The 21,218-nt window shown below is 69.8% G+C and carries 20 protein-coding genes and 1 riboswitch; of the genes, 4 read left to right on the top strand and 16 right to left on the bottom strand.

The window, feature by feature from the left end:
* Positions 1 to 4: 4 nt before the first annotated feature.
* Positions 5 to 1,186, bottom strand: a complete 1,182-nt coding sequence (locus tag JOE46_RS14015) for an acyl-CoA dehydrogenase family protein (protein WP_209927599.1) — start codon at positions 1,184 to 1,186, stop codon at positions 5 to 7.
* A 277-nt stretch (positions 1,187 to 1,463) separates the two neighbouring features.
* Between JOE46_RS14015 and JOE46_RS14010 the strand changes: the two genes are divergently transcribed.
* On the top strand, positions 1,464 to 2,201 hold the full coding sequence (locus tag JOE46_RS14010; RefSeq protein ID WP_209927597.1) for a response regulator transcription factor: 738 nt from the start codon (positions 1,464 to 1,466) through the stop codon (positions 2,199 to 2,201).
* 479 nt (positions 2,202 to 2,680) lie between these two features.
* Positions 2,681 to 3,931 carry a sodium:proton antiporter gene (locus tag JOE46_RS14005; RefSeq protein WP_097211897.1) on the top strand — a complete coding sequence of 417 codons (1,251 nt, stop codon included), beginning with the start codon at positions 2,681 to 2,683 and terminating at the stop codon, positions 3,929 to 3,931.
* Here JOE46_RS14005 and JOE46_RS14000 read toward each other — a convergent pair.
* The 12 genes from JOE46_RS14000 to JOE46_RS13945 all read right to left on the bottom strand — a co-directional run bounded on the left by JOE46_RS14000 (position 3,840) and on the right by JOE46_RS13945 (position 16,425).
* Positions 3,840 to 4,697 (bottom strand): pentapeptide repeat-containing protein, encoded by an 858-nt coding sequence (locus JOE46_RS14000; RefSeq protein ID WP_209927595.1) that lies wholly within the window; start codon positions 4,695 to 4,697, stop codon positions 3,840 to 3,842. The two genes, JOE46_RS14005 and JOE46_RS14000, sit on opposite strands and share 92 nt — an antisense overlap.
* A 115-nt stretch (positions 4,698 to 4,812) precedes the next feature.
* The gene (locus JOE46_RS13995) at positions 4,813 to 6,240 is read right to left on the bottom strand and encodes an amidase (protein WP_179800554.1); all 1,428 of its coding nucleotides are present in this window, start codon (positions 6,238 to 6,240) and stop codon (positions 4,813 to 4,815) included.
* Between the two features lie 156 nt (positions 6,241 to 6,396).
* Positions 6,397 to 6,756 (bottom strand): hypothetical protein, encoded by a 360-nt coding sequence (locus JOE46_RS13990; RefSeq protein ID WP_097211899.1) that lies wholly within the window; start codon positions 6,754 to 6,756, stop codon positions 6,397 to 6,399.
* An 83-nt stretch (positions 6,757 to 6,839) separates the two neighbouring features.
* Positions 6,840 to 7,247 carry an arsenate reductase ArsC gene (locus JOE46_RS13985; RefSeq protein ID WP_097211900.1) on the bottom strand — a complete coding sequence of 136 codons (408 nt, stop codon included), beginning with the start codon at positions 7,245 to 7,247 and terminating at the stop codon, positions 6,840 to 6,842.
* 13 nt (positions 7,248 to 7,260) lie between these two features.
* Positions 7,261 to 8,343, bottom strand: a complete 1,083-nt coding sequence (gene arsB / locus JOE46_RS13980; protein ID WP_097211901.1) for an ACR3 family arsenite efflux transporter — start codon at positions 8,341 to 8,343, stop codon at positions 7,261 to 7,263.
* Positions 8,340 to 8,711 (bottom strand): helix-turn-helix transcriptional regulator, encoded by a 372-nt coding sequence (locus JOE46_RS13975; protein WP_209927593.1) that lies wholly within the window; start codon positions 8,709 to 8,711, stop codon positions 8,340 to 8,342. The genes arsB and JOE46_RS13975 overlap by 4 nt, the downstream gene beginning before the upstream one ends.
* An 89-nt stretch (positions 8,712 to 8,800) precedes the next feature.
* A complete protein-coding gene (gene lon, locus JOE46_RS13970) occupies positions 8,801 to 11,128 on the bottom strand; it encodes an endopeptidase La (RefSeq protein WP_209927590.1) in 2,328 nt (775 codons plus the stop codon).
* Positions 11,129 to 11,388: 260 nt separating this feature from the next.
* A complete protein-coding gene (locus JOE46_RS13965; protein ID WP_280923603.1) occupies positions 11,389 to 12,651 on the bottom strand; it encodes an amino acid permease in 1,263 nt (420 codons plus the stop codon).
* A gap of 27 nt (positions 12,652 to 12,678) precedes the next feature.
* Positions 12,679 to 13,491: an ABC transporter gene (locus tag JOE46_RS13960; protein WP_097211903.1), complete on the bottom strand. Its 813-nt coding sequence runs from the start codon at positions 13,489 to 13,491 to the stop codon at positions 12,679 to 12,681.
* Between the two features lie 58 nt (positions 13,492 to 13,549).
* Positions 13,550 to 13,864 (bottom strand): multidrug efflux SMR transporter, encoded by a 315-nt coding sequence (locus JOE46_RS13955; RefSeq protein ID WP_097211904.1) that lies wholly within the window; start codon positions 13,862 to 13,864, stop codon positions 13,550 to 13,552.
* 14 nt (positions 13,865 to 13,878) lie between these two features.
* Positions 13,879 to 13,941, bottom strand: a riboswitch (guanidine-III (ykkC-III) riboswitch).
* A gap of 65 nt (positions 13,942 to 14,006) precedes the next feature.
* Positions 14,007 to 14,999 (bottom strand): GAF domain-containing protein, encoded by a 993-nt coding sequence (locus JOE46_RS13950; RefSeq protein ID WP_097211905.1) that lies wholly within the window; start codon positions 14,997 to 14,999, stop codon positions 14,007 to 14,009.
* Positions 15,000 to 15,018: 19 nt separating this feature from the next.
* Entirely contained in the window at positions 15,019 to 16,425 is a 1,407-nt protein-coding gene (locus JOE46_RS13945) for a cytochrome P450 (protein WP_257017489.1), read from the bottom strand.
* A gap of 481 nt (positions 16,426 to 16,906) precedes the next feature.
* Here JOE46_RS13945 and JOE46_RS13940 point away from each other — a divergent pair, with 481 nt between their 5' ends.
* Together JOE46_RS13940 and JOE46_RS13935 are read left to right on the top strand one after the other, a co-directional pair.
* Entirely contained in the window at positions 16,907 to 17,617 is a 711-nt protein-coding gene (locus JOE46_RS13940) for a response regulator transcription factor (protein ID WP_179800555.1), read from the top strand.
* Positions 17,617 to 19,026 (top strand): cell wall metabolism sensor histidine kinase WalK, encoded by a 1,410-nt coding sequence (locus JOE46_RS13935; RefSeq protein ID WP_097211907.1) that lies wholly within the window; start codon positions 17,617 to 17,619, stop codon positions 19,024 to 19,026. The genes JOE46_RS13940 and JOE46_RS13935 overlap by 1 nt, the downstream gene beginning before the upstream one ends.
* 107 nt (positions 19,027 to 19,133) lie before the next feature.
* On the opposite strand, the gene JOE46_RS13930 is transcribed toward JOE46_RS13935, so the two are convergent.
* The 3 genes from JOE46_RS13930 to JOE46_RS13920 are packed head-to-tail and all read right to left on the bottom strand — an operon-like array spanning position 19,134 to position 21,070.
* A complete protein-coding gene (locus JOE46_RS13930) occupies positions 19,134 to 19,559 on the bottom strand; it encodes an HIT family protein (protein ID WP_209927589.1) in 426 nt (141 codons plus the stop codon).
* Between the two features lie 7 nt (positions 19,560 to 19,566).
* Entirely contained in the window at positions 19,567 to 20,190 is a 624-nt protein-coding gene (locus JOE46_RS13925) for a dihydrofolate reductase family protein (protein WP_097211909.1), read from the bottom strand.
* A gap of 43 nt (positions 20,191 to 20,233) precedes the next feature.
* Positions 20,234 to 21,070: an alpha/beta fold hydrolase gene (locus JOE46_RS13920; protein ID WP_097211910.1), complete on the bottom strand. Its 837-nt coding sequence runs from the start codon at positions 21,068 to 21,070 to the stop codon at positions 20,234 to 20,236.
* Positions 21,071 to 21,218: the final 148 nt, after the last annotated feature.

Genomic DNA, 21,218 nt, shown 5'->3' with positions numbered 1-21,218 from the left:
TAGGTCAGCGGGTAACAGGCAGGCCGAGCGCGGTCTTGGCGATGATGTCGCGCTGGACCTCATTGGTGCCGCCGCCGAAGGTCAGGATGAGCGATGATCGGTGGAGGCGTTCAATTCGGCCGCGCAGCAGCGCGCCAGCGGAGTTCTGCCGTACCACCGATGCGGCGCCCAGCACCTCCATGAGCAATCGGTAAGCTTCCGTGGCCAATTCGGTGCCGAAGACCTTGGTCGCGGAGGCATCCGCGGGGTGGAGTTCACCGGAGTCCGCAGCCCAGGCTATGCGCCAGTTGCGCAATTTCAGATACTCTATGTGGGCGTGCACGCGAGCGAGATGTAGTCGCGCCCACTCTGAGTCGATAACCCGGGTACCGTCGGCGCGGGTGGTGGTCTCTGCCCATTCCCAGACCTGGCGAAGCGATTCCTGAAGTGGTGCAGCGGAAGTCAACGCGACTCGCTCGTGATTGAGCTGGTTGGTGATCAGCGGCCAGCCGGCGTTCAGTTCGCCCACCACATTCGTGACGGGCACCCGCACATCGTTGTAGAATGTTGCGCTGGTGCCGGGACCGGCCATGGTGTGAATCCTGCTCCAGGAGAAGCCCGGTGCCGTGGTGGGCACGATTAGAATGGACATGCCGCGGTGCTTGGTCGCCTCCGGATCGGTACGGGCCGCCAGCCAGATGTAGTCGGCGTATTCGATGAGGCTGGTCCAGGCCTTCTCGCCGTTGATGACGAACTCGCTGCCCTCGTGTACCGCTCGGGTGCGCAGTGACGCCAGATCGGTGCCTGCGTCGGGCTCGGAGTAGCCGATGGAGAAGTGCAGCTCGCCCTTGGCAATTCGGGGCAGGAAGAATGCCTTCTGCTCGGGGGTGCCGAAGCGCATGATGGTCGGGCCGACCGTGTTCACGGTCAGGAACGGGAAGGGGACGCCCGCGGCGGCGGCCTCGTCATTGAAGATCAGTTGGTCCATGGCCGGCCGGTTCTGGCCGCCGAATTCCTCGGGCCAGCCCAGGGTCAGCCAGCCGTCGCGGCCGAGGGTGCGAACGACCTCTTTGTAGGCGTCGGGATCGCCGTATTCGCCACCGGATCCAGCTAGAGTCTCGCGGATTTCGGGTGTCATCAGGTCGGTGAAGTAGGAGCGCAACTGCTTGCGCAGCTGTAGTTGTTCGTCGTTGAAGTCGATGTGCATCGTGGTCCTTGGATTCGGATGTCTGAGCTCTTCCGAAAATAGAACAGGCTCACCTCGAAGAAGGGCTGTTGTGTAGCAGGAAGCTGCCGTCCCGCGTGGCAGAGAATTGCCACGCCACAGAGTGCTTTAGTGATCTGATCACTTAGATTGACAGCTTGTCGGGGGTGCCAGTAAGCCTGGTTTTCATAGTCGAAGGTGGGGTCATAGAGCTATGTATCCAGAGGGGACGCAGCACTTTGAAATTGGAGCGAAGCAACCAGACCGGGGTGGGGTGGATGTGGGTTCACTGCTGGCGGAGGCGCGTCGCCTGCTCGATCACGCGATAGCCGAACATCACAGTGTCCGCAGTGCGGCCGGAGACGTCGTCCGGTTGCGCCCAGGTGAGGGGTGGGAACACGATCTACAGCAATTGCTACAACGTGTTCGCAAAGAGGCCATGCTCGCGGTGGCGAGCCCGCTGCGGATCCAGCGGCATTACCAGCCAGGTCGGCGAACGGTCGCGGATATGCTCTCGACCGGTAAGGAAGTCCGTCTGCTGTACACCCAGCACTACGCCGAGACACGCGATTATGAATCGTTGCGGCAACAGCCCGAACTGTGCGACCGGATCCGGGTGTCCAACGCCGACTTCCACAATATGGTCATCATCGATCGACAGGTCGCAGCGGTTTGGGGCGGGACCGGTGAGCAACGGCCCTATGGGTACGTCATCAGCGATCCCGACCTGCTCCGGGTGCTGCATCAATTCGCCATGGTCCTCTGGGAATCGGCGCCGGGGCTGTCCAGGCACTTCACATTGCCGCAACCGGAATTCGCCCAGATGACGCTGGCTGTGTTGCGCGCACTCGACCTCGGATTGAAGGACGAGCTCGCCGCGCGCCGGCTCGCCGTGTCGCTACGAACTTACCGCCGCTACGTTGCCGACATTATGGTTCGACTCGGGGTCACCACCAGGTTCCAAGTCGGCGCTCGCGCGGCAGAGCTTGGTCTGCTCAAGGCATTCTCGGAACAGTGACGTCGAGCGTTGGAGTCGTCGGGTGACCTGTGTACCGACTATGCGGGAACGATGTGATTCCGGACCCTACCGATGACGACTTGTGTCGAGTCGTGCGGCGAACGGCGGCGGACCACGCTCGGCCGCGCAGCTGCGTCGGGCAGATTTCCCCGACGCTGTGGCCCGGCTACATGCCGATCCTCTCGGCGACATAAGTCGCCGAGAGGTGCCGCCTCTGCTTGTGCATGGCGCCGGACCTGCCGCACGGTGACCGCCACTGCGCCGGCCCAGATGACGGCGGCCGAGCCGATCGGCCTCATCCCTTTGCGGCTCCGTACGCGACCATGCGCCGCTCGCGACCGCAAGCGCGACCCGCCCGCTGTTGCGCCCATCGGGACCTTCGCAACGGTGAAGAGTGGAAATTGCCGCTCGGCGCGCGCTGATCGGCGGATACTCGACATGACCTGGTAGCCCGGCGAGGTGAGTGGGGCGGTGGCGGCATGACATGGGCGCTACCCGTGATCGCTGGGGTCCTGCTCGTCTTCGCGGCGCTGTCCCGGCGCCTCGCCGGCACGCCGATCACGGCTCCGATCGTCTTCACCGCGGCAGGCCTCCTGCTCGGGGGGAGGTCTGCGGGTCTGATCGACGTGCACGTCACCGCCGAGACGGTCAAGCTGCTCGCCGAGGTGACGCTCGCGCTGGTGTTGTTCTCCGATGCCGCCCGGGTGGACCTGTCCGCCCTCCGCACCGAGATCTCCCTTCCTGCTCGGTTACTCGGCATCGGCCTGCCGCTGACCATCCTGGCGGGCTTCGGTGCCGCGGTGGTCGTGCTCGGCGACCTCGCCTGGCCCGAGGCACTGCTGCTCGCGGTGATTCTCGCCCCGACCGACGCCGCGCTCGGGCAGGCCGTCGTGACCCTCCGGTCTCTGCCGCTGCGGGTCCGGCAGGGCCTGAACGTCGAGAGCGGGCTCAACGACGGCATCTGCGTGCCGCTCTTCCTCGTCGTGCTGGCCATCGCGGAGGCGGAATCCGGTGCGCTCGGCGGCGGTGCCGCGGCCCGGCTGGTCACCGAGCAGATCGGGTACGGGATCGCGGCGGGCGTCGGAGCGGGCGCGATCGCCGCCACGATCCTGGCCGCCGCGCGTCGGCGCGGCACGATCGACCCGCTGTGGGCGCAGATCGTCCCCGTGACGGCGGCCCTGCTCGCCTACACCGCCGCCGTGCCACTGGGTGGCTCGGGTTTCATCGCCGCGTTCATCGGCGGACTGACCTTCGGCGCGATCCGACGCAGAAGCGGCGGCGGCGAGGAAGAGGGGGCACGCCTGCTCGACGAGGCAGGCGACATGTTCAGCGCCGTGACCTTCATCGTCTTCGGTGCCGTGCTGCTCGGCCCCGCCCTCGGGCACCTGTCCTTGGCCGTGCTCGGCTACGCGGCGCTGAGCCTGACCGTCGTCCGGATGGTCCCCGTCGCGCTGTCACTGGTCGGCACGCACCCGCGTGCGCCGACCGTCGCGTTTCTCGGTTGGTTCGGTCCCCGCGGACTCGCCACGATCGTCTTCGTCATCCTCATCCTCGAGGAACCGGGGCAGCTGCCCCACGAGGACCTGCTCGTGACGACGGCGGTGATCACGATCGGGGCCTCGGTGCTGGCCCACGGGCTCAGCGCGGCGCCGCTGGCCGACCGCTACGCCGCCTGGTTCCGCCGCCACCCGCGCGACGAGGACGACCTCGCGAAGCGGGGTTCGCCGTGAGTCCTTCTGGCGGCGAATCGCCCCAGTGCGGTGGCACCGCCAGCGCGGCGGGCAGGCGGGTCGTCGCGTCGCCCTGTGCGGCGTTGACCTGGAACTGAGTCAGGAAGATGGTCTCGGTCAGATCCGCGCCCCGAAGATCCGCTCCCCGGAAGTCGGCGCCGATGAGATCGGACGACCGCAGGTCGGCCTTACGCAGGTCCGCGCCGATCAGGTACGCGCCCCGCAGGTTCGCGCCCCGCAGGTCCGCACCGCGCAGCTTGGCGCCGATGAGGTCGGCTCCCCGGTGCTCGCGCTTGCGGCCCGGCACGGCCCCGCGGACCAGCTCACTGACCCGGAGCAGGAGCACGTTCACCTCCTGACGGTGGCGATCGACGTCGATCCGGGCCACCGTCGCGGGGTCGCCCTCGGTCAGCTCCACCGTCCGGTCCCAGGCGTCGCGGAGTTCGGCGTGGACCGGTTCGGCGGCCGCGATCGTCAGCGACTCGTTCAGGTACCAGAGCAGCTCGTGCAGCTGCCGCATGATCGGGAAGACCTCGAACATCGCGCCTGCCCCGGCCGGGTCCCGGCGCCAGTCGCGCCCCTCGAAGGTCTGCTGCGACACCTTCTGGCCTGCGCCGAAGCAGTCGTAGACGGTGCAGCCCGTGAACCCCCTGTGCCGCAGGTCCGTGTGGATCCCGCACCGGAAGTCGTCCAGGAGGTTCGTGCACGGCCGGCCCGCGGACTTGTCGACGGCAAAGTCCGCCGACTTGGCGAAGGGCAGCGCCACGCAGCACAGCGCGAAGCAATTGCCGCAGTCCGCATTCAGGCTAGGGGTCGTCGGTGGGGGCAGCTGGTCGGCAGGCACGGAAGGCGATCTCTCGGTCGGGTGATTGCCCGCGAGTCTAGTTGCCCCGCGGGGGCGCCCAGCCGCCGAAGGCGCGCTCCAACTCGAGCGCGGCGGCGATCGTCAGGTGATCGTTGCCCATCCCGCCGACGATCTGGACGCCCAGCGGCAGCCCGGCCGAGCCCAGCCCGAGCGGTGCCTGGGTGACCGGCAGCCCGGCGAGGCTGAACGGGGCGACCGCGTTGGTCCGCCACGGCTGGCCGGTGGACGCGCCGTGTCGCGGCGCGACGGCGGGCATCGTCGGGTGCAGCAGCAGGCCGTCCCCGATGATCGCCGTCACCTCGTCCGCCGCCGTGTGGGCGGCGGTGGCCAGCCGCCGCACCAGCGGCTTCGGCAACAGCTTCTCGAGAACCTCGCCGATCACCAGCGACCGCATCGGCGCCGTGTGCTTGCCGCGCGGCGCGACCAGTTCCGGCAGCGAGAGGGGATGGGCGCCCTCCCCGCGCATGATCTCCGCGAAGCTGATGCCCGTCTCCTCGGCCAGGACGATGGTGGTGAACAGGCCGATCTGGCGCAGCGACGTCATCGTGACGTGCTCGACCTTTGCGCCTGCGTCCTCCAGCGCGGCGGCGGCCCGGTCCCGCGCGCGCAGCATCTCGCGGCCGGTGCCCGGCAGGAACGCGTCATCGACGAGGGTCACCCGGACGCCGGTCAGCGAGGTCGACGCGGGGTCGTGCAGCGGCACCTCCCGTACGAGGGGGTCGACGCCGTCGGGGCCCGCCATGATCTCCAGCAGGGGCATCAGGTCCTGGGCGCGGCGCGCCAGCGGACCGTTCGCGCACATCCGCGCGACCCCGTAGGGCGGTGGCCAGGATCCGGTGACGGGCAGCAGTCCGGTCGAGGGCCGGTGCCCGAAGACCCCGTTGCAGAAGGCCGGGATGCGAATCGACCCCAGCGTGTCGGTGGCGATCCCGATCGGGGACCCGCCGCTGCCGATCACGGCACCCTCGCCGCCGGAGGAGCCGCCCGCGCTGCGCCGACGGTCGTAGGCGTTGTTGGTGCGCCCGTAGACCCGGTTGTTGCTCTCGATCCACATGCAGCCCTCGGACGTGTTCGTCAGGCCGAGCACGATCGCGCCCGCGTCGAGGACGCGCTGCACCACCGGCGCGTGTGCCGCGGGGCGGATATGCTTGCGCGCAACGACTCCCGCGGTGTTGGGCATGCCTGCGACGGCGAGCGACTCCTTGACGGTCACCGGAACGCCCGCGAGCGGCGGGAGTGCGTCCGGCCCATCGGCGGCCAATCGCGCGTCGACCTCGTCCGCCTCCCGCCGGGCGGCGTCGTACCGTTCGACCACCACCGCGTTCAACGCCGGGTTGACCCGATCGAGCACCGCGATGTGCGCTTCGACCACCTCGCGCGAACTGAGCGACCCCGCCCGGATCGCGCCCGCCAGCGCGACGGCCGACTCCTCGGTGATCTCCACGTACCCTCCTGACCCTGCACTCTGGACGAGCCCGGCCGACTCGTGCGTGACAGTTTGACATGAGATGTCAACGTGCATCGAGGGCGGTCGGGGACCGACGAGAACGCCCCCGCCGAGCAGGTCGGCGGGGGCGTTCTCGTCACGGTGGGGGAGCGGTCAGCACTCGCCCTTGATGCCGGCGTCCACGCCGCGCTGGAAGTCCTTCTGGTCCTGCTCGGACTTGGTGGCCCAGTCCGGCGCGGCCTTCGCGAGGTTCGCGAACTCGGCGCCGATGGCCTCCGGCGTGGCGGCCTCGTCGGTGATGCCTGCGTCCTTGAGGGTCTTGATGTACTCGCTGATCCCGACGCAGGTGTCGTGGTAGATGTCGCCGGTCAGCTGCGGGGTCTCGCCGATCGCCAGCTCCTCGACCGTGCTGGCGGCGGAGTCGCTCGTCTTCTCCTCGGAATCAGAGCTGCAGCCGACGAGGAGGAAGGGCACGGCGGCGGCCGCGACGGCGGCGATCAGGGTTCGTTTCATGCCCGTATCAGTACCAGACGATCGGGCCGGCTCCGACAGCGCACCCCGTTCCGTCCGCTCCCGGATCCGTTGTCCCACAAGAGCTAGTCGGTCGGGGCGAGCTCGGCGATCAGGGCTTCGACGCGGGATCGGATCTCGTCGCGGATCGGGCGCACCTGCTCGACGCCCCGACCGGCCGGATCCGCCAGCTGCCAGTCGCGGTAGCTCACGCCGGGGAACACCGGGCAGCTGTCCCCGCAGCCCATGGTGATGACCACGGTCGAGGACTCGACCGCGTCGGGGGTGAGGATCTTCGGAGACCGTGCGGAGATGTCGATCCCGAGCTCGGCCATCGCGGCGACCGCGGCCGGGTTGACGGCGTCGGCGGGCGCGGAGCCTGCGGAGCGGACCTCGATCGCGTCGCCCGCGAGGTGGGTGAGGAAGCCGGCGGCCATCTGGGATCGGCCGGCGTTGTGGACGCAGACGAACAGGACGCTGGGTGTGGCTGCCATGATCGGCCTTTCGTCAGGCGGGGAGGTTGGCGGAACGGAAGCGCCCGCGCAGCGCGAGCGAGACATAGACGAGCCCGACCAGGACAGGAACCTCGATCAGCGGTCCGACCACCCCGGCCAGCGCCTGCCCGGAGGCGGCGCCGTAGGTGGCGATCGCGACGGCGATGGCGAGCTCGAAGTTGTTGCCCGCGGCGGTGAACGCGAGGGTCGTGGTGCGCTGATAGCCGAGGCCCAGCCCGGCGCCGAGCGCGTAGCCACCGCCCCACATCACCGCGAAGTACACCAGCAAGGGGATCGCGATGCGGACGACATCGAGGGGATGTGAGGTGATCTGATCGCCCTGCAGGGCGAAGAGCACCACGATGGTGAACAGCAGTCCGTACAGCGCCCACGGCCCGACCTTGGGCAGGAACGTGCCCTCGTACCAGTCTCGGCCCCTTGCCTTTTCGCCGAATCGGCGGGACAGGTAGCCGGCGACCAGCGGGATGCCGAGGAAGATCAGCACCGACCTCGCGATCTGCCACGGCGAGGTGTCGATGGTGGTCTGCTCGAGACCGAGCCAGCCGGGCAGAACGGAGAGGTAGAACCAGCCGAGGGCGGCGAACATGATCACCTGGAACACGGAGTTGATCGCGACCAGGACAGCGGCGGCCTCGCGGTCCCCGCAGGCCAGGTCGTTCCAGATGATGACCATCGCGATGCAGCGGGCCAGCCCGACGATGATCAGTCCGGTGCGGTACTCGGGCAGGTCGGGAAGGAAGATCCAGGCCAATGCGAACATCAGCGCGGGGCCGAGCACCCAGTTCAGCACCAGCGAGCTGATCAGGAGCTTGCGGTCGCCGGTGACGGTGTCGAGTCGGTCGTAGCGGACCTTTGCCAGCACCGGGTACATCATGATCAGCAGGCCGAGGGCGATCGGCAGCGAGATGCCGTCGATCTCCACCGCGCTGAGCACGTCGCCGAGTCCCGGGATCATGTTGCCGAGCAGCAGCCCAGCGACCATCGCGGCGCCGATCCACACCGGCAGGAAGCGGTCGAGGGTGGAGAGTTTGCCGACGACGGCCGGATGGCCCCCGGTGGTCGCTGGCGCGCTCACGCGGTCACCGCGGCGGTGGGATCGGCGTCCGCGAGTGCCGACGAGAGTCGGTGCAGCGCGGCGGGGATCACCCGGTAGTAGACCCAGGTGCCGCGGCGCTCGGAGTCCAGCAGGCCCGCCTCGCGCAGCACCTTGAGGTGATGCGAGATCGTCGGCTGGGACAGATCGAAGGAGGGGGAGATGTCGCAGACGCAGGCCTCGCCGCCGTCGTGGCTCGCGATCAGGCTCAGCAGGCGCAGTCGGACCGGGTCGCCAAGGGCCTTGAACGTGCGGGCGATCTCGTGTGCGTGGCCCTCGCTCAGCGGCTCGCGGACCAGCGGCGAGCATCGCTCGGTGACGTCGGTCAGCGTCAGACCTTGATTCGACATGTGTCTATATTGACACCTGTCGATGTAAAGCGCTACCGCAACTGTGCGCGATGCGTACCCCAGTCGGGGTACGGATCGCGCACAAGCGGCTATGCCGCCTGCACCGCCTGCTCCTCGGCGGACGTGATGGCCGACCGCAGCAGGTCCGCGACGTCGGACACCAACCGCACCTCGACGGACTCGAGCACGTCAGCGGGGACGTCGTCCAGGTCCGGCTCGTTGCGGGCGGGCAGGAACACAGTGCTCAGCCCCGCCCGCTGCGCCGCCAGCAGCTTCTGCTTGGCGCCGCCGATCGGCAGCACCCGCCCGTTGAGCGTGACCTCGCCGGTCATGCCGACGTCCGAGCGCACCGGGCGGCCCAACGCCAGCGACACCAGCGCCGTCACCATCGTCACCCCCGCGGACGGCCCGTCCTTGGGCACCGCCCCCGCGGGGACGTGGATGTGGATGCTCCGGTCCAGGGCGGCGGGGTCGACGCCCAGTTCCTTCGCGTGCGAGCGGACGTAGGACAGCGCGATCTGCGCCGACTCCTTCATCACGTCGCCGAGCTGCCCGGTCAGGGTCAGCCCCGCCTTGCCCTCGGTGGCGTTCGCCTCGATGAACAGCACGTCCCCGCCGAGCCCGGTGACGGCGAGACCGGTCGCGACCCCGGGAACCGAGGTCCGCTCGTGTGCCTCGGGGGTGAAGCGCGGCCGGCCCAGGAGGTCCCTGAGCTGGTCGACGCCGATCACGACCCGCTCCGGCGCGGCGATGCCCGCGAGCCGGGTCGCGGCCTTGCGGAGCGCCTTCGCCAGCAGCCGTTCGAGCTGCCGCACCCCGGCCTCCCTGGTGTAGTCGGCCGCGATCTCGCGCAGCGCGTCCTCGGTGACCTCGACCTCGTCCGCGGTGAGCGCGGCGCGTTCGAGCTGGCGCGGCATCAGGAAGTCCCTGGCGATCGCCACCTTGTCGTCTGCGGTGTAGCCGTCGACGGTGACGAGCTCCATACGGTCCAGCAGGGCGGCCGGGATCGACTCCACCACGTTGGCCGTCCCGATGAACACCACATCGGACAGGTCGAGGTCGAGATCGAGGTAGTGGTCGCGGAAGGTGTGGTTCTGCGCCGGGTCCAGCACCTCGAGCAGGGCCGCCGCAGGGTCGCCGCGGTAGTCCGAGCCCACCTTGTCGATCTCGTCGAGCAGCACGACCGGGTTCATCGAGCCGGCCTCGTTGATCGCGCGGACGATCCGCCCGGACAGCGCGCCGACGTAGGTGCGCCGGTGCCCGCGGATCTCCGCCTCGTCGCGGACGCCACCGAGCGCGACGCGAACGAACTTGCGTCCCAACGCTCGTGCGACGCTCTCGCCCAGCGAGGTCTTGCCGACGCCGGGCGGGCCGGCGAGCACCATGACCGCGCCCGAGCCGCGACCGCCGACGACCTCCATGCCCCGCTCCGCGCGGCGCGCGCGGACCGCCAGGTACTCCACGATCCGGTCCTTGACCTCCTCCAGGCCGTGGTGGTCGGCGTCGAGGACCGCGCGGGCGGCCGCGACGTCGGTGCTGTCCGTGGTGCGGACCGTCCACGGCAGTTCGAGCACCGTGTCGAGCCACGTGCGGATCCAGCCGGACTCGGGGCTCTGATCGCCCGCCCGTTCCAGCCGGCCGACCTCGCGTAATGCGGCCTCGCGCACCGAATCCGGCAGGTCCGCGCCCTCGACGCGGGAACGGTAGTCGTCCGCCCCGTCCGCCTCGCCCTCGCCGAGTTCCTTGCGGATCGCGGCGAGCTGCTGCCGCAGCAGGAACTCGCGCTGGCTCTTCTCCATGCCCTCGCGGACGTCGTCGCCGATCTTGTCGGCCACCTCGACCTCGGCGAGGTGCTCCTTCGTCCAGTCGATCAACACGGTCAGACGCTCTGTCGCCGAAGGCGTTTCGAGGAGCTGTCGCTTCTGCAGGTCGGTCAGGTAAGGGGCGTATCCGGCGGTGTCGGCGATGGCCGAGGGGTCGGTGAGCCGGTTGACCGAGTCGATGACCTGCCAGGCCTCGCGGCGCTGCAGGACCGCGACCACCAGGTTCTTGTACTCGTGGGCGAGTTCGGTGGTCCGGCCGTCGGGCGCGTGGTCCTCGACGAGTTCGGCCTCGACCCACAGCGCGGCGCCCGGTCCGGTGACGCCGGTGCCGATGCGGGCGCGCCTGCCGGCCTTGAGCACGGCGGCCGGGGCCCCGCCGCTGAGCCTGCCGATCTGTTCGATGGAGGCGACCACGCCGAACGCCGCGTATCGGTCCTCGAGGCGTGGGGCGAGCAGCACGCGGCCGTCGCTGCTGCTGCGGGCCGCGTCGATGGCGGCCTGTGCCGGTTCGTCGAGCTCGATGGGGACGACCATTCCTGGCAGCACCACCGGTTCCGCCACGAACAGCACGGGGAGACGTTCGGTTGTTGTCATGACCCTGCCCTTCTGAAGTTGAGCGTGCGATGCTCAACCTCGTCGATTAGGGGTCTGTTCCCGCCACTGCGGCGTTTCGCCGTGGGCGGACGCGGCGCCGAAGTGTGGCGCGAGAGATAGGTGAGGCTACCCTGTGTTTCTGTTCACGCTTCGCCCTGTTCGGCGGCGACCTCTTCAGCTTCGCGATCCACGTCAACCTCTGACGCACGCAGCGCGACAAAGGGGCGCCTCCCGGCGGGGAGGCGCCCCTTCTGCCTGGGTCACGGGGAGGTCGTGTGCCGCCTGGCCGCGTACACCAGCGCACCCACGCCGAGCACCGCCAGCCCGCTGAGCACGGAGGCGAGGGGCAGCGCGAAACCCAGCACCACGCAGCCGAGGGCGCCGAGGATCGGGACCCCCGGCCACGCCCTGCCCTCCGCGCGCGTCAGCGTCAGCGCCGAGCAGTTCGCGATCAGGTAGTAGGCCAGCACGGCGAACGAGGAGAACCCGATCGCGTGCCGCAGGTCCGCGACGGCGGCGAGCACCGCGACGACCACACCCACCATCAACTCCGCGCGGTGTGGCACGCCGAAGCGCGGGTGCACGGCGGCCAGCCCGCGCGGCAGGTGGCCGTCGCGCGCCATCGCCAGGGTGGTGCGCGAGACCCCGAGGATCAGCGCGAGCAGCGAGCCGAGCGCGGCCAGCACCGCACCGACCCTGACCACCGGCTCCAGACCGGGCGCCCCCGCGGCCCGCACCACCTGCGCCAGCGGATCGGTCGCCGCCGCCAGCCCCTGCGGGCCAAGGGTTTTCAGGGCCGCCGCCGCGACCAGGGCGTACACCACCAACGTGATGCCCAGCGCGATCGGGATGGCAAGGCCGATGGTGCGGCGCGGGTCGCGGACCTCCTCGCCGAGGGTGGCGATCCGGGCGTAGCCTGCGAACGCGAAGAACAGCAGTCCGGCGGCCTGCAGCACACCCAAGGCGCCGCCCGAGCCGCCGTCCGCCCAGTGGCTCGGCGCCGCGGAGCCCAGGCCCACGACGACCACGACCGCCAGCACGGCGAGCACCACCGCGACCAGGACCCGGGTCAGCAGCGCCGACTTCTGCACTCCCACATAGTTGACCGCGGTCAGCGCGAGCACGGAGGCCACAGCGACGGCGTGCGCGTGCGCGGGCCAGGCGTAGGCCCCGACGGTCAGGGCGATCGCGGCGCAGGACGCGGTCTTGCCGATCACGAAGCCCCAGCCGGCCAGGTATCCCCAGAACTCGCCGAGCCGCTCGCGGCCGTACACATAGGTCCCGCCCGAGCTCGGGTATCGGGCCGCGAGCCGGGCGGACGAGGTGGCGTTGCAGTAGGCGACAATCCCGGCGACCGCCAGCGCGAGGGGCAGCGCTGTCCCGGCGGCCTGCGCGGCAGGGGCGAGGGCGGCGAAGATCCCGGCCCCGATCATCGAGCCGAGGCCGATCAGCACGCTGTCGCGGACCCCGAGCGTGCGGGCGAGTTCGGGCACCGTCACACGGTAGGGGTGGATTCGGCGCAGCGCCACCGGAACCGGTTGCCGCGGCGTCTAGCTGTATTCGGTGCCGTTGCCCCGGCCGCCCTTGAGCCAGCGGCCGGGCAGCCGGCCGGCGAGGTCGCCGAGCGGGCCCACCGCCGCGCTGAGGACCCCAACGGTCTCGCGGAGCAGTTCGATGCTGTCGCCCATCTTCTCGAGGTTGGGCGCCAGGGACGCCAGCGTCTCGGAGAGGCTGACGATCTGGTCGAGCGGTCCGCCGTCCGCGATGATCCGTTCGAGCGCGCCGTCCTTGGCCAGCAGCGTCTCGAGGATGCCGTCCTCCTCGAGCGCGCGCTCGATGAGTCCGCCCTCGCGGGTGAGGGTTTCGAGCGGACCGGCGGTGGCGGTGAGGCGTTCGAGCGGTCCGTCCTCGGCGGTGAGCCGGTCGAGCAGCCCGCCGGGGGCGAGCAGCCGCTCCACCGGTCCGTCCACGTCGAGCAGTCGGTCGACAGGGCCGCCGGTGGCGAGCACACGCTCGAGCGGCCCGCCCGGTTCGATGATCCGTTCCAGGGTGCCGCCGGGTGCGGTGAGCCGGTCGACAACGCCGCCCGGTTCGAGGAGTCGGTCCAGTGGCCCGCCGGGGCGCATCGCCTGGCCGAGTGGACGCTGGTCCGAGGCGAGCTCGGCGACCTGTTGCAGCAGCTTCAGCGGTCCGGAGGGGTTGGCCGAGGCGAACCCGCCGAGGCTCGCCGCCGCCCCGGGGGAGGTCGAGGCGGCGAGCATGACCCGGGCGGCGCCGAGGGCGGTTTCGGCCACCCCCAGCGCCGAGTCGGTGATCGCGAGACTGGCCCGCACCGGGAGTGTGACCATCGCCACCAGGTTCATGAAGTAACTGTAACCCTGGGGTGACGGGCAACACGCCCGGTCCGGGTGCGGCGGGTTGTCAGTGCAGGACCTTGAGTCCGATCACGCAGCCGACGATGCCGAGGATCAGCAGGACCTTGACGATCGACGACGATTCGGAGCCGGTGATCATCGCGTAGGCGACCGTGAGGGACGCGCCGATGCCGACCCACACCGCATACGAGGTACCGATGGGGAGAGAGCGCATCGCGTAGGCGAGCCCGCCCATGCTGATCACGAGGGCGACGCCGAACACGATCGAGGGGTTGAGCTTCGAGAAACCCTCGGACTTACCGAGAGCGGTGGCCCAGATGGCCTCGAAGATTCCAGAAATGACGAGCACGATCCATGCCATGGTGTGATTCTCCCAAGGCACCGTCTTGTCGCTGGCCGGGTACGGTGCTGCTCGTCCGGATGTCATGTTGACGTCTTTACCGTAGCAAACGAAATGCCCCGGGTGCGGGTGTCTTCGGTCACCACCGCCGCAAAGGCGGACGTCAGCTCCGCGGCACCCGCGAGATCTGAACGATCGCAAGCCGATTGCCCAGCCCGCCCGGATACGGCGAGATGCGCAGGCTGGACAGCGCCCACTCGTCCTCGCCCGCCCGAAGCCGTGCCACCGCCTCGACGGGCTCGACGGATCCGGAATCGAAGCGGGCGCGGGCCAGCTCCAGCACGCCCTGATCCTCCGGGTGGATGACCCGGTTGCCGCCCTCGATGCCGCGCCAGTGCACCCACGGGGCCGGCTCTGCCAGCCACATGGTCAGCACCCCCAGCTCGGTCTCGAACAGCGCTGTGTAGATCCCGGCCCCCCGCATCACCTCCTGCATGCCGAGCTCGGCGAGCGTCGGCCTGCGCGGCTCGACCGTGTCGGTGACGTCGTGCCAGAGCAGGCGCAGGCCCGCCTGCCCCGGTTCGGTCCTGGCCCTGGCCCAGCAGTGCCACCGCATGATCCGGCCGTCCGCGTGCAGCACGCTCATGTCGGCGTCCCATCGGGCGCCCGGCTGCGGATTGAAGGCCAGTGCGAACAGCGATTCCGACTCGTCGAACTTGACCGCCTTGGCGTAGTACTCGGCCGGCGTCCGTTCGGTGACGTGGTCGGCGGGGCTGACCCCGGACATCATCGACGCCTCGAGCGTCTGCGCGATCATGAGGCGCTCGAGCAACCAGGAGATGCCGGACGCCATCCGCGGCGGCGAGGGCGGGGCGTCGGCCTCCCCGATCCACAGTTGGACGCCGTGGGTGTCGCCGGACGGTCCGAGGACGGGGAAGGCCTCGAGGCGGTACCGCTTGCGTTCGCCCCTCTGGCTCTGCGCCTCGAGGACCTCGCGGCGGCGGCCGGACCGCACGGCCTCGACCAGTGGTTCGACCCGGACGCCGGGGGCGGGCGACAGCCGGCCGGCCGAGGTCCACGCGCGCACCGTTCCGCCGGTGCTGACCACGGTGGGCGAGTCCTCGGCCAACGTTTCGATCAAGTGCCATTCGTTCACGGTGTCTCGACGCTCCCGGTCATCGCGATCGGATCCGGAGCGTGAAGCCGCGTGGCTTGAGGGTGACCGCTTCCTGGATGTCCAGTGTGTACGCCGGGTCGCCGGTGAACTCGTACCGGCGCAGCAGTTCCGCCAGCGTCAGCACGGCCTCGTGGAGCGCGAACTGGCGCCCGATGCAGGACCGGGGGCCGGTCCCGAACGGCCGGTACGCGTCGCGCGGCCGCTTGCGGGCCTGTTCCGGCAGGAAACGGTCCGGGTCGAAGGTCTCGGTGTCGTTTCCCCACACCGGGTCTCGATGCAGCTGCGGTAGCAGCACGAACACCCAGGATCCCATTGGCATCGCGTACCGGCCGCCGAGCATCGTGTCCGTCCGGACCTTGCGGAAGTAGCCAGGCGCGGCGGGCCACAGGCGCAGGGTCTCGTCGACCACCCGGCGCAGGTACCGCAATTTCCCGATCTGGTCGAAGGAGAGCGGGGCGTCGCCGGGGGCCACGGCGTCGATCTCCGCGCGGGCTGCGGCCGCGATCTCCGGGTGCTTGGCCAGGTAGTAGAGGGCGAATCCGAGTGTCCCCGCTGTGGTCTCGTTGCCAGCGACCAGAAACGTGAGTACCTGGTTGCGGATGTTCACCGGGTCGAGGGATTCCCCGCTGGCCGGGTCGACGGTGCCCAGCATCAGGTCGAGGAGGTCGTCGTGACCACCCTGGTGTCGGCTCCGCTCCGCGATCACGTCGTCGACGACCGAGCGCATCAGAGCGATATCGGCCTTATGCTGTTCGGCGGCCTTCCGGCCGAACAGCTTTCGCACGAAAGGAAGGTCGTTCGAGGTGCGGTTGATGTGAGCCAGCGCCCGCGACATGGCCGTCACGAACGGGTCCTCTGACACTGGTCGCTCCGCGGGCTCCGCTCCTGCGGACTTCGTGAACGAGCCGAAGTCGTAGCCGAACCCGGCCAGTCCGATCACATCGAGGGTGAGCCGGTTCATGTCCCGGGAGACGTCGACCGGGTCGCCGGTGGCCGCGGCACCGTCCCACGCCGACCGGAGGCCGTCGAGGGCCCGGAGCATCGAACCGTGATAGCCGCGCAGCGCGGCCTGGCTGAAGCCGGGGGCCAGGATGTTGTGTGCCTTGGCCCAGTTCGGCTCGTTGTTGAACGCCGTGAACAACCCGTCCTCCGCAATGCTGCGGAGTTTGCGGATCGGCTGGCCGAGGGACTTCGCCCAGGTCGATTCGTCGTTGACCTCCGACACCAGGTCGACGCCCGAGACGACGACGAGGCGCTGGCCGACGATCTTGCGCTCGAAGATCGGGCCCAGTTCGGCGGCCATCCGCATTTCCTTCTGCACCGGCTTGGCCGGGTCGACGCTCAGCAGATCGCCCAGCACAGGTAGCCGGTGGCGGGGCCTCGGGATGACGGCTGCCGGCCCCACCGGCGCGGCCGGCGCCGGATCGGTCGCAGGGGTCGGCCCGGCGATGGTGTGCGGGCACTTGTCGGCGGTCACACCCAGAGTCTGCCGCATCGCCGGGTGCGGGGATCCGCGGTGTCGGCAGGTGCTCGTCGGTGGGTCGTCCGCCGGGCGAATCCCAGGTGGGACCGCCCGGCGGGCGCCTCGCGATCCGGACCCCTCGAGAATGCGTGAGCACCCGATTTCCGGATCGAGTCGGAGGACGGCACGAAAGGGACGCCGGACGGCGCGCGTCCGGTGCTGTGACCGTCGAGGTCGGCGTGGCCCTGAGAGAATCAGGCAAGCCACACCGTGAGTGCTGCATCCGGTTCCGACGTCGACAGGAACCGGGGAACTCCCGAGGGAGCGCAAGGGAAACTCTAGCGCACGGGTCCTCGAGCCGACTCACAGGAAGTTCACAGCCGATGTCCAGCCTCCTGGCAGCGATCACGAACAAGATGGGGGAGTGAGCGCCACCAGAACCGAGGCCAGGGTGTTGGTCGTCGACGACGAGCCGACCATCGTCGAACTGCTGTCGGTGAGCCTGCGGTTCCAGGGCTTCGAGGTCGAGACCGCCGCCACCGGGCCGGAGGCCCTCGACCGGGCGCGCGGCTTCCGGCCGGACGCGGTGATCCTGGACGTGATGATGCCCGGCATGGACGGCTTCGGCCTGCTGCGCAGGCTGCGGGCCGACGGCGTCGACGCGCCGGTGCTGTTCCTCACCGCGCGGGACGCGGTGGAGGACAAGGTCGCCGGGCTCACCCTCGGCGCCGATGACTACGTCACCAAACCGTTCAGCCTCGAGGAGGTGGTGGCCCGGCTGCGGGTGATCCTGCGACGGGCGGCGGGCGGCGCGCAGTCCGCCGAGTCCGCACGTATCCGGTTCGCGGACCTCGAGCTCGACGACGACACCCATGAGGCGTGGAAGGCAGGCGAGCCGGTGTCGTTGTCGCCGACGGAGTTCACGCTGCTGCGGTACTTCATGGTCAACGCAGGCGTGGTGCTGAGCAAGCCGCGGATCCTCGATCACGTGTGGCACTACGACTTCGGCGGCGAGGTCGGGGTGGTCGAGTCGTACGTGTCGTACCTGCGGCGCAAGGTCGACACCGGGGACCGGCGGCTGATCCACACCCTGCGCGGGGTCGGCTACGTGATGCGCGAGCCCAGGGAGCCGTGATGGCGCGCCAGGTCCCGCTGCGGTTGTCGCTGGTGGCGGCGCTCGTGCTGCTCGCGGGCCTTGGGTTGCTCGTGTCAGGGGTTGCGGTCACCTCGTCGCTGGAGAACTCGTTGGTCGCCCGCACCGACGAGGTGCTGCGCGACGCGGCGCACGGCTGGGCGAAGCCCCAGGCGCTGCCGTTGCCGCCGCCTCCGTTCGCGCTGCCCGCGCCCGGGCCCGACCGGCCGCCGACCCAGTTCTTCGTCCTCGTGCAGGCCCCCGGCGGACAGCCCCAGTTCGTCATCAACGACGACGCCAGCCAGCCGGATCTGCCGCAGGATCTCGGTTCGGAGCCGGTCACGGTGGGCTCGGTCGGTGACCCAGGGGAGCGGTGGCGGGTGCTGGCCAACACCTCGCCGATGGGCACGGTGACGGTCGCGGTGAGCCTGTCCGACGTCGACGCCACCGTGCAACGGCTGGTGATCCTCCAGCTCGTGATCGGGGCCGTGGTTCTGCTGATCCTGGCCGTGCTCGGGTACTTCGTCGTTTGGCGCAGCCTGCGCCCGCTGGTCGAGGTGGAGCACACGGCCGCGGCCATCGCGGCCGGGGACCTGCACAGCCGGGTGCCCGAGTACGGCGGCAGGACCGAGGTCGGCAGGTTGTCGGCGGCGCTCAACGGGATGCTCGCCCAGATCCAGACCGCGTTCGCGGCCACAGAGGCCTCCGAGGAATCGGCCCGCCGGTCCGAGCAGAAGATGCGACGCTTCGTCGCCGACGCCAGCCACGAGCTGCGAACCCCGCTGACCACCATCCGCGGGTTCGCCGAGCTGTACCGGCAGGGCGCGATGACCGACACCGGGCTGCTGATGTCGCGGATCGAGGGCGAGGCCGCCCGGATGGGCCTGCTGGTCGAGGACCTGCTGATGCTGGCCCGGCTCGACGCGCAGCGCCCGCTCGAACGCGCGCCGGTGGATCTGCTCACCGTCGCCTCCGACGCGGTCCACGATGCCAGAGCAGTTGCCCCACAACGCGAGATCGGGCTCGAGGTGCTCGGCGGCCCCGGGCAGGCCGAGGTGCTCGGCGACGAGGCGCGGCTTCGCCAGGTGCTCGGCAACCTGGTGGGCAACGCGCTCAGCCACACCCCGGCCGACGCCGCGGTCACCGTCCGGGTCGGGACCGAGGGGCCGGACGCCGTGCTGGAGGTCGCCGACACGGGGCCTGGACTGGACGCGGAGACGCGGGAGCGGGTCTTCGAGCGGTTCTACCGCGCGGACAGCTCTCGCACCAGGGAGTCCGGCGGCAGCGGGCTGGGCCTGTCCATCGTGTCGGCGCTGGTCGCCGCGCACGGCGGCACGGTCGCGGTGGAGTCGCCGGAGGGCGGCGGCGCGGTGTTCCGGGTGCTGCTGCCGCGGATCGAGCGGCCCGACTAGCCCCACCGGCCGGCGGCGGCAGCGTGCCCCGCCGAGTGTGCACCTGTGTGCGCACCCACTCGACGTTTGCGACAGCAGGTGCACACTCGGCGGAACCAGCGGCGGTGTCAGGCCGGGACGTTCGCCCCGTGGCCGAGCTCGCGCAGCGTCGCCTTGATGGTGGCCTGCGCCTCGTCCAGGGACTCCGGCGAGGGGTTCGGGTCGGCGCCCGAGATGTTGAAGTCGCCGAGGCTGAATGCCGGGAACACGTGCAGGTGCAGGTGCGGCACCTCCAGCCCGGCGATCAGCAGTCCGGCGCGCGGGGCGTCGAAGCCCTTGCGCACCGCCTGCCCGACGATCTGCGCGACCTTCGTGCACTTGGCGAGCACCTCGCCGTCGAGGTCCTGCCACTGGTCGATCTCGGCGCGCGGGACCACCAGCGTGTGGCCCTGGGTGATCGGGTTGATGGTGAGGAAGGCGACGACCTCGTCGTCCTCCCAGACGAACCGGCCCGGGAGGTCGCCGGCGATGATCATGCTGAAGACGGATGCCATGCCGCGATTATGCCGGGTGACCCGATACGTCGGCGAGATGCACTTTGGCGTCGTCGTAGCCGGCGGAGCCAGCGGCTTCGGCGGAGGTGTAGATCAGGTGCAGCACCCCGGTGGTGAACGTCTGGGCGGAGATCAGGCGCAGTGGGATCGGCGCGCCCTCCTCGAACAGCCGCTTGCCGCTGCGCAGGGCGATGGGGTGCACGAGCAGATGCAGTTCGTCGATCAGCCCCGCTGCCAGCAACTGCTGGACGATCGACGGGGAACCGCTCATGGCGATATCCGTCGCGCCCGGCTGCTGCTTGAGCTCGGTGACGGCGTCGACCAGCTCGCCCGCCAGCTGTTCGGAGTTGCGCCAGGTGAATTCGAGATCCCGGCGGGAGACGACGATCTTGCGGGCATCGCCGAGGGCCTTGGCCATGCCGGCGTCCTCGCCGCCCGTGGCTTCCCGCCCCGGCCAGGCTCCGGCGAAACTGTCGTAGGTCTCGCGGCCGAGGAGCAGGGTGTCGGCTGACGCGAGCTGCGAGCCGACGGCCGCGCCCATCTCGTCGTTGAAGTAGGGGAAGTGCCAGTCCTGAGGTTCGCCGACGACGCCGTCGAGCGAAATGAACAGGCCTGCGGTGATTCTGCGCATGGGAGTGCTCCTGGCGGTGTGGTCGGGCGCGGCTGCGAGCGGATCAGACGGCGTATTTTGCTGTACCGGTGAGGAATTCGCCTGCGGGCGGGGTGAGGAGCGCGATGTTCGGGTTGTGACTCAGCTTGGCCAGTTCCACGTGCTGGGCGTTGGGCAGGGCCGCGGTGATCGCGCGAGCGGCGGTGCGCAGCAGATCGCCGCTCTTTCCGCCGGAGATGACCAGGGTCGGCACGGTGATGTCGGACCAATCCGCCGCGCGCAGCGGTTCGCCGCGCATGTAGTCGCCCATGACGGCCCAATCATGTGCGGTCGCAGGGGCGGTCGCCTTCAGGCTCTTCCAGAACGGTGTGAACCGCATGACGGCGACGAAGGGGCGGGGCATGCCCATGGCGTGGGTCATGTAGAACTTCACGACGTCGGCGCGGCGGTCCTCGGCGATCAGCTTGTGCAGCGTCACATCAAGATCCGCGGCGGGAACGAAGTCCTCGTGGTTCACGACGAACGGCGGTTCGAAGGCGATGACCTTGGTGATGCCGGGCACCCGGCCCGAGGCGGCCGCCAGCAGCGCGAGTCCCGCGCCGGAGGACCAGCCGAACAGTGCGGCGGATCCACCCGTCGCCTCCACCAGGGCGGCGATATCGTCGATCTCGTTCTCGACGTCGTACACGCCCGGCGAATCGCTGCTGTCGCCCCGGCCGCGACGGTCGTAATTGATGACGGTGAGACGGTATTCATCGGCCAGCTTCTGGGCCAGCTCCACCATTTTCGGGAATGCGCGGTAGCTGAATGCACCACCGACGAGAATGACTGTTCCGGCATCGCCACCGACGTAGCGGTCGAAGGCGAGCGTGATTCCGGCTGGCGTGGTGATGGATTCCATGATCTGAGTCCTTTCGTCGAACTCTCTTGTCACCGTTCGGTGGGTTCAGCAATAGAGACGGCGGTCGGCTCCGGTACTCATCGCCACCGACGTGTGACATAAGTCACATCATGTCCGCAGGAAGTTGCCAGCCTCGGTCCAGGGACAC

The sequence above is a fragment of the Rhodococcus sp. PvR099 genome (genome assembly GCF_017833315.1).
GTDB classification, from domain to species: Bacteria; Actinomycetota; Actinomycetes; order Mycobacteriales; family Mycobacteriaceae; genus Rhodococcus_G; species Rhodococcus_G oryzae.
The sequence above is the reverse complement of the archived record's forward strand: the minus strand, read 5'-3'. Positions and strand labels throughout refer to the sequence as shown.

Excerpts from the sequence above, each read along its gene's own strand:
- JOE46_RS13990 (WP_097211899.1), bottom strand. The coding sequence starts at position 6,756 with ATGAAACGAACCCTGATCGCCGCCGTCGCGGCCGCCGCCGTGCCCTTC.
- JOE46_RS13985 (WP_097211900.1), bottom strand. The coding sequence starts at position 7,247 with ATGGCAGCCACACCCAGCGTCCTGTTCGTCTGCGTCCACAACGCCGGC.
- JOE46_RS14015 (WP_209927599.1), bottom strand. The coding sequence starts at position 1,186 with ATGCACATCGACTTCAACGACGAACAACTACAGCTGCGCAAGCAGTTG.
- JOE46_RS13930 (WP_209927589.1), bottom strand. The coding sequence starts at position 19,559 with ATGGCATCCGTCTTCAGCATGATCATCGCCGGCGACCTCCCGGGCCGG.
- lon (WP_209927590.1), bottom strand. The coding sequence starts at position 11,128 with ATGACAACAACCGAACGTCTCCCCGTGCTGTTCGTGGCGGAACCGGTG.
- JOE46_RS13935 (WP_097211907.1), top strand. The coding sequence starts at position 17,617 with ATGGCGCGCCAGGTCCCGCTGCGGTTGTCGCTGGTGGCGGCGCTCGTG.
- JOE46_RS13960 (WP_097211903.1), bottom strand. The coding sequence starts at position 13,491 with ATGAACCTGGTGGCGATGGTCACACTCCCGGTGCGGGCCAGTCTCGCG.
- JOE46_RS13975 (WP_209927593.1), bottom strand. The coding sequence starts at position 8,711 with ATGTCGAATCAAGGTCTGACGCTGACCGACGTCACCGAGCGATGCTCG.
- JOE46_RS13920 (WP_097211910.1), bottom strand. The coding sequence starts at position 21,070 with ATGGAATCCATCACCACGCCAGCCGGAATCACGCTCGCCTTCGACCGC.
- JOE46_RS14005 (WP_097211897.1), top strand. The coding sequence starts at position 2,681 with ATGACATGGGCGCTACCCGTGATCGCTGGGGTCCTGCTCGTCTTCGCG.
- JOE46_RS13925 (WP_097211909.1), bottom strand. The coding sequence starts at position 20,190 with ATGCGCAGAATCACCGCAGGCCTGTTCATTTCGCTCGACGGCGTCGTC.
- JOE46_RS13955 (WP_097211904.1), bottom strand. The coding sequence starts at position 13,864 with ATGGCATGGATCGTGCTCGTCATTTCTGGAATCTTCGAGGCCATCTGG.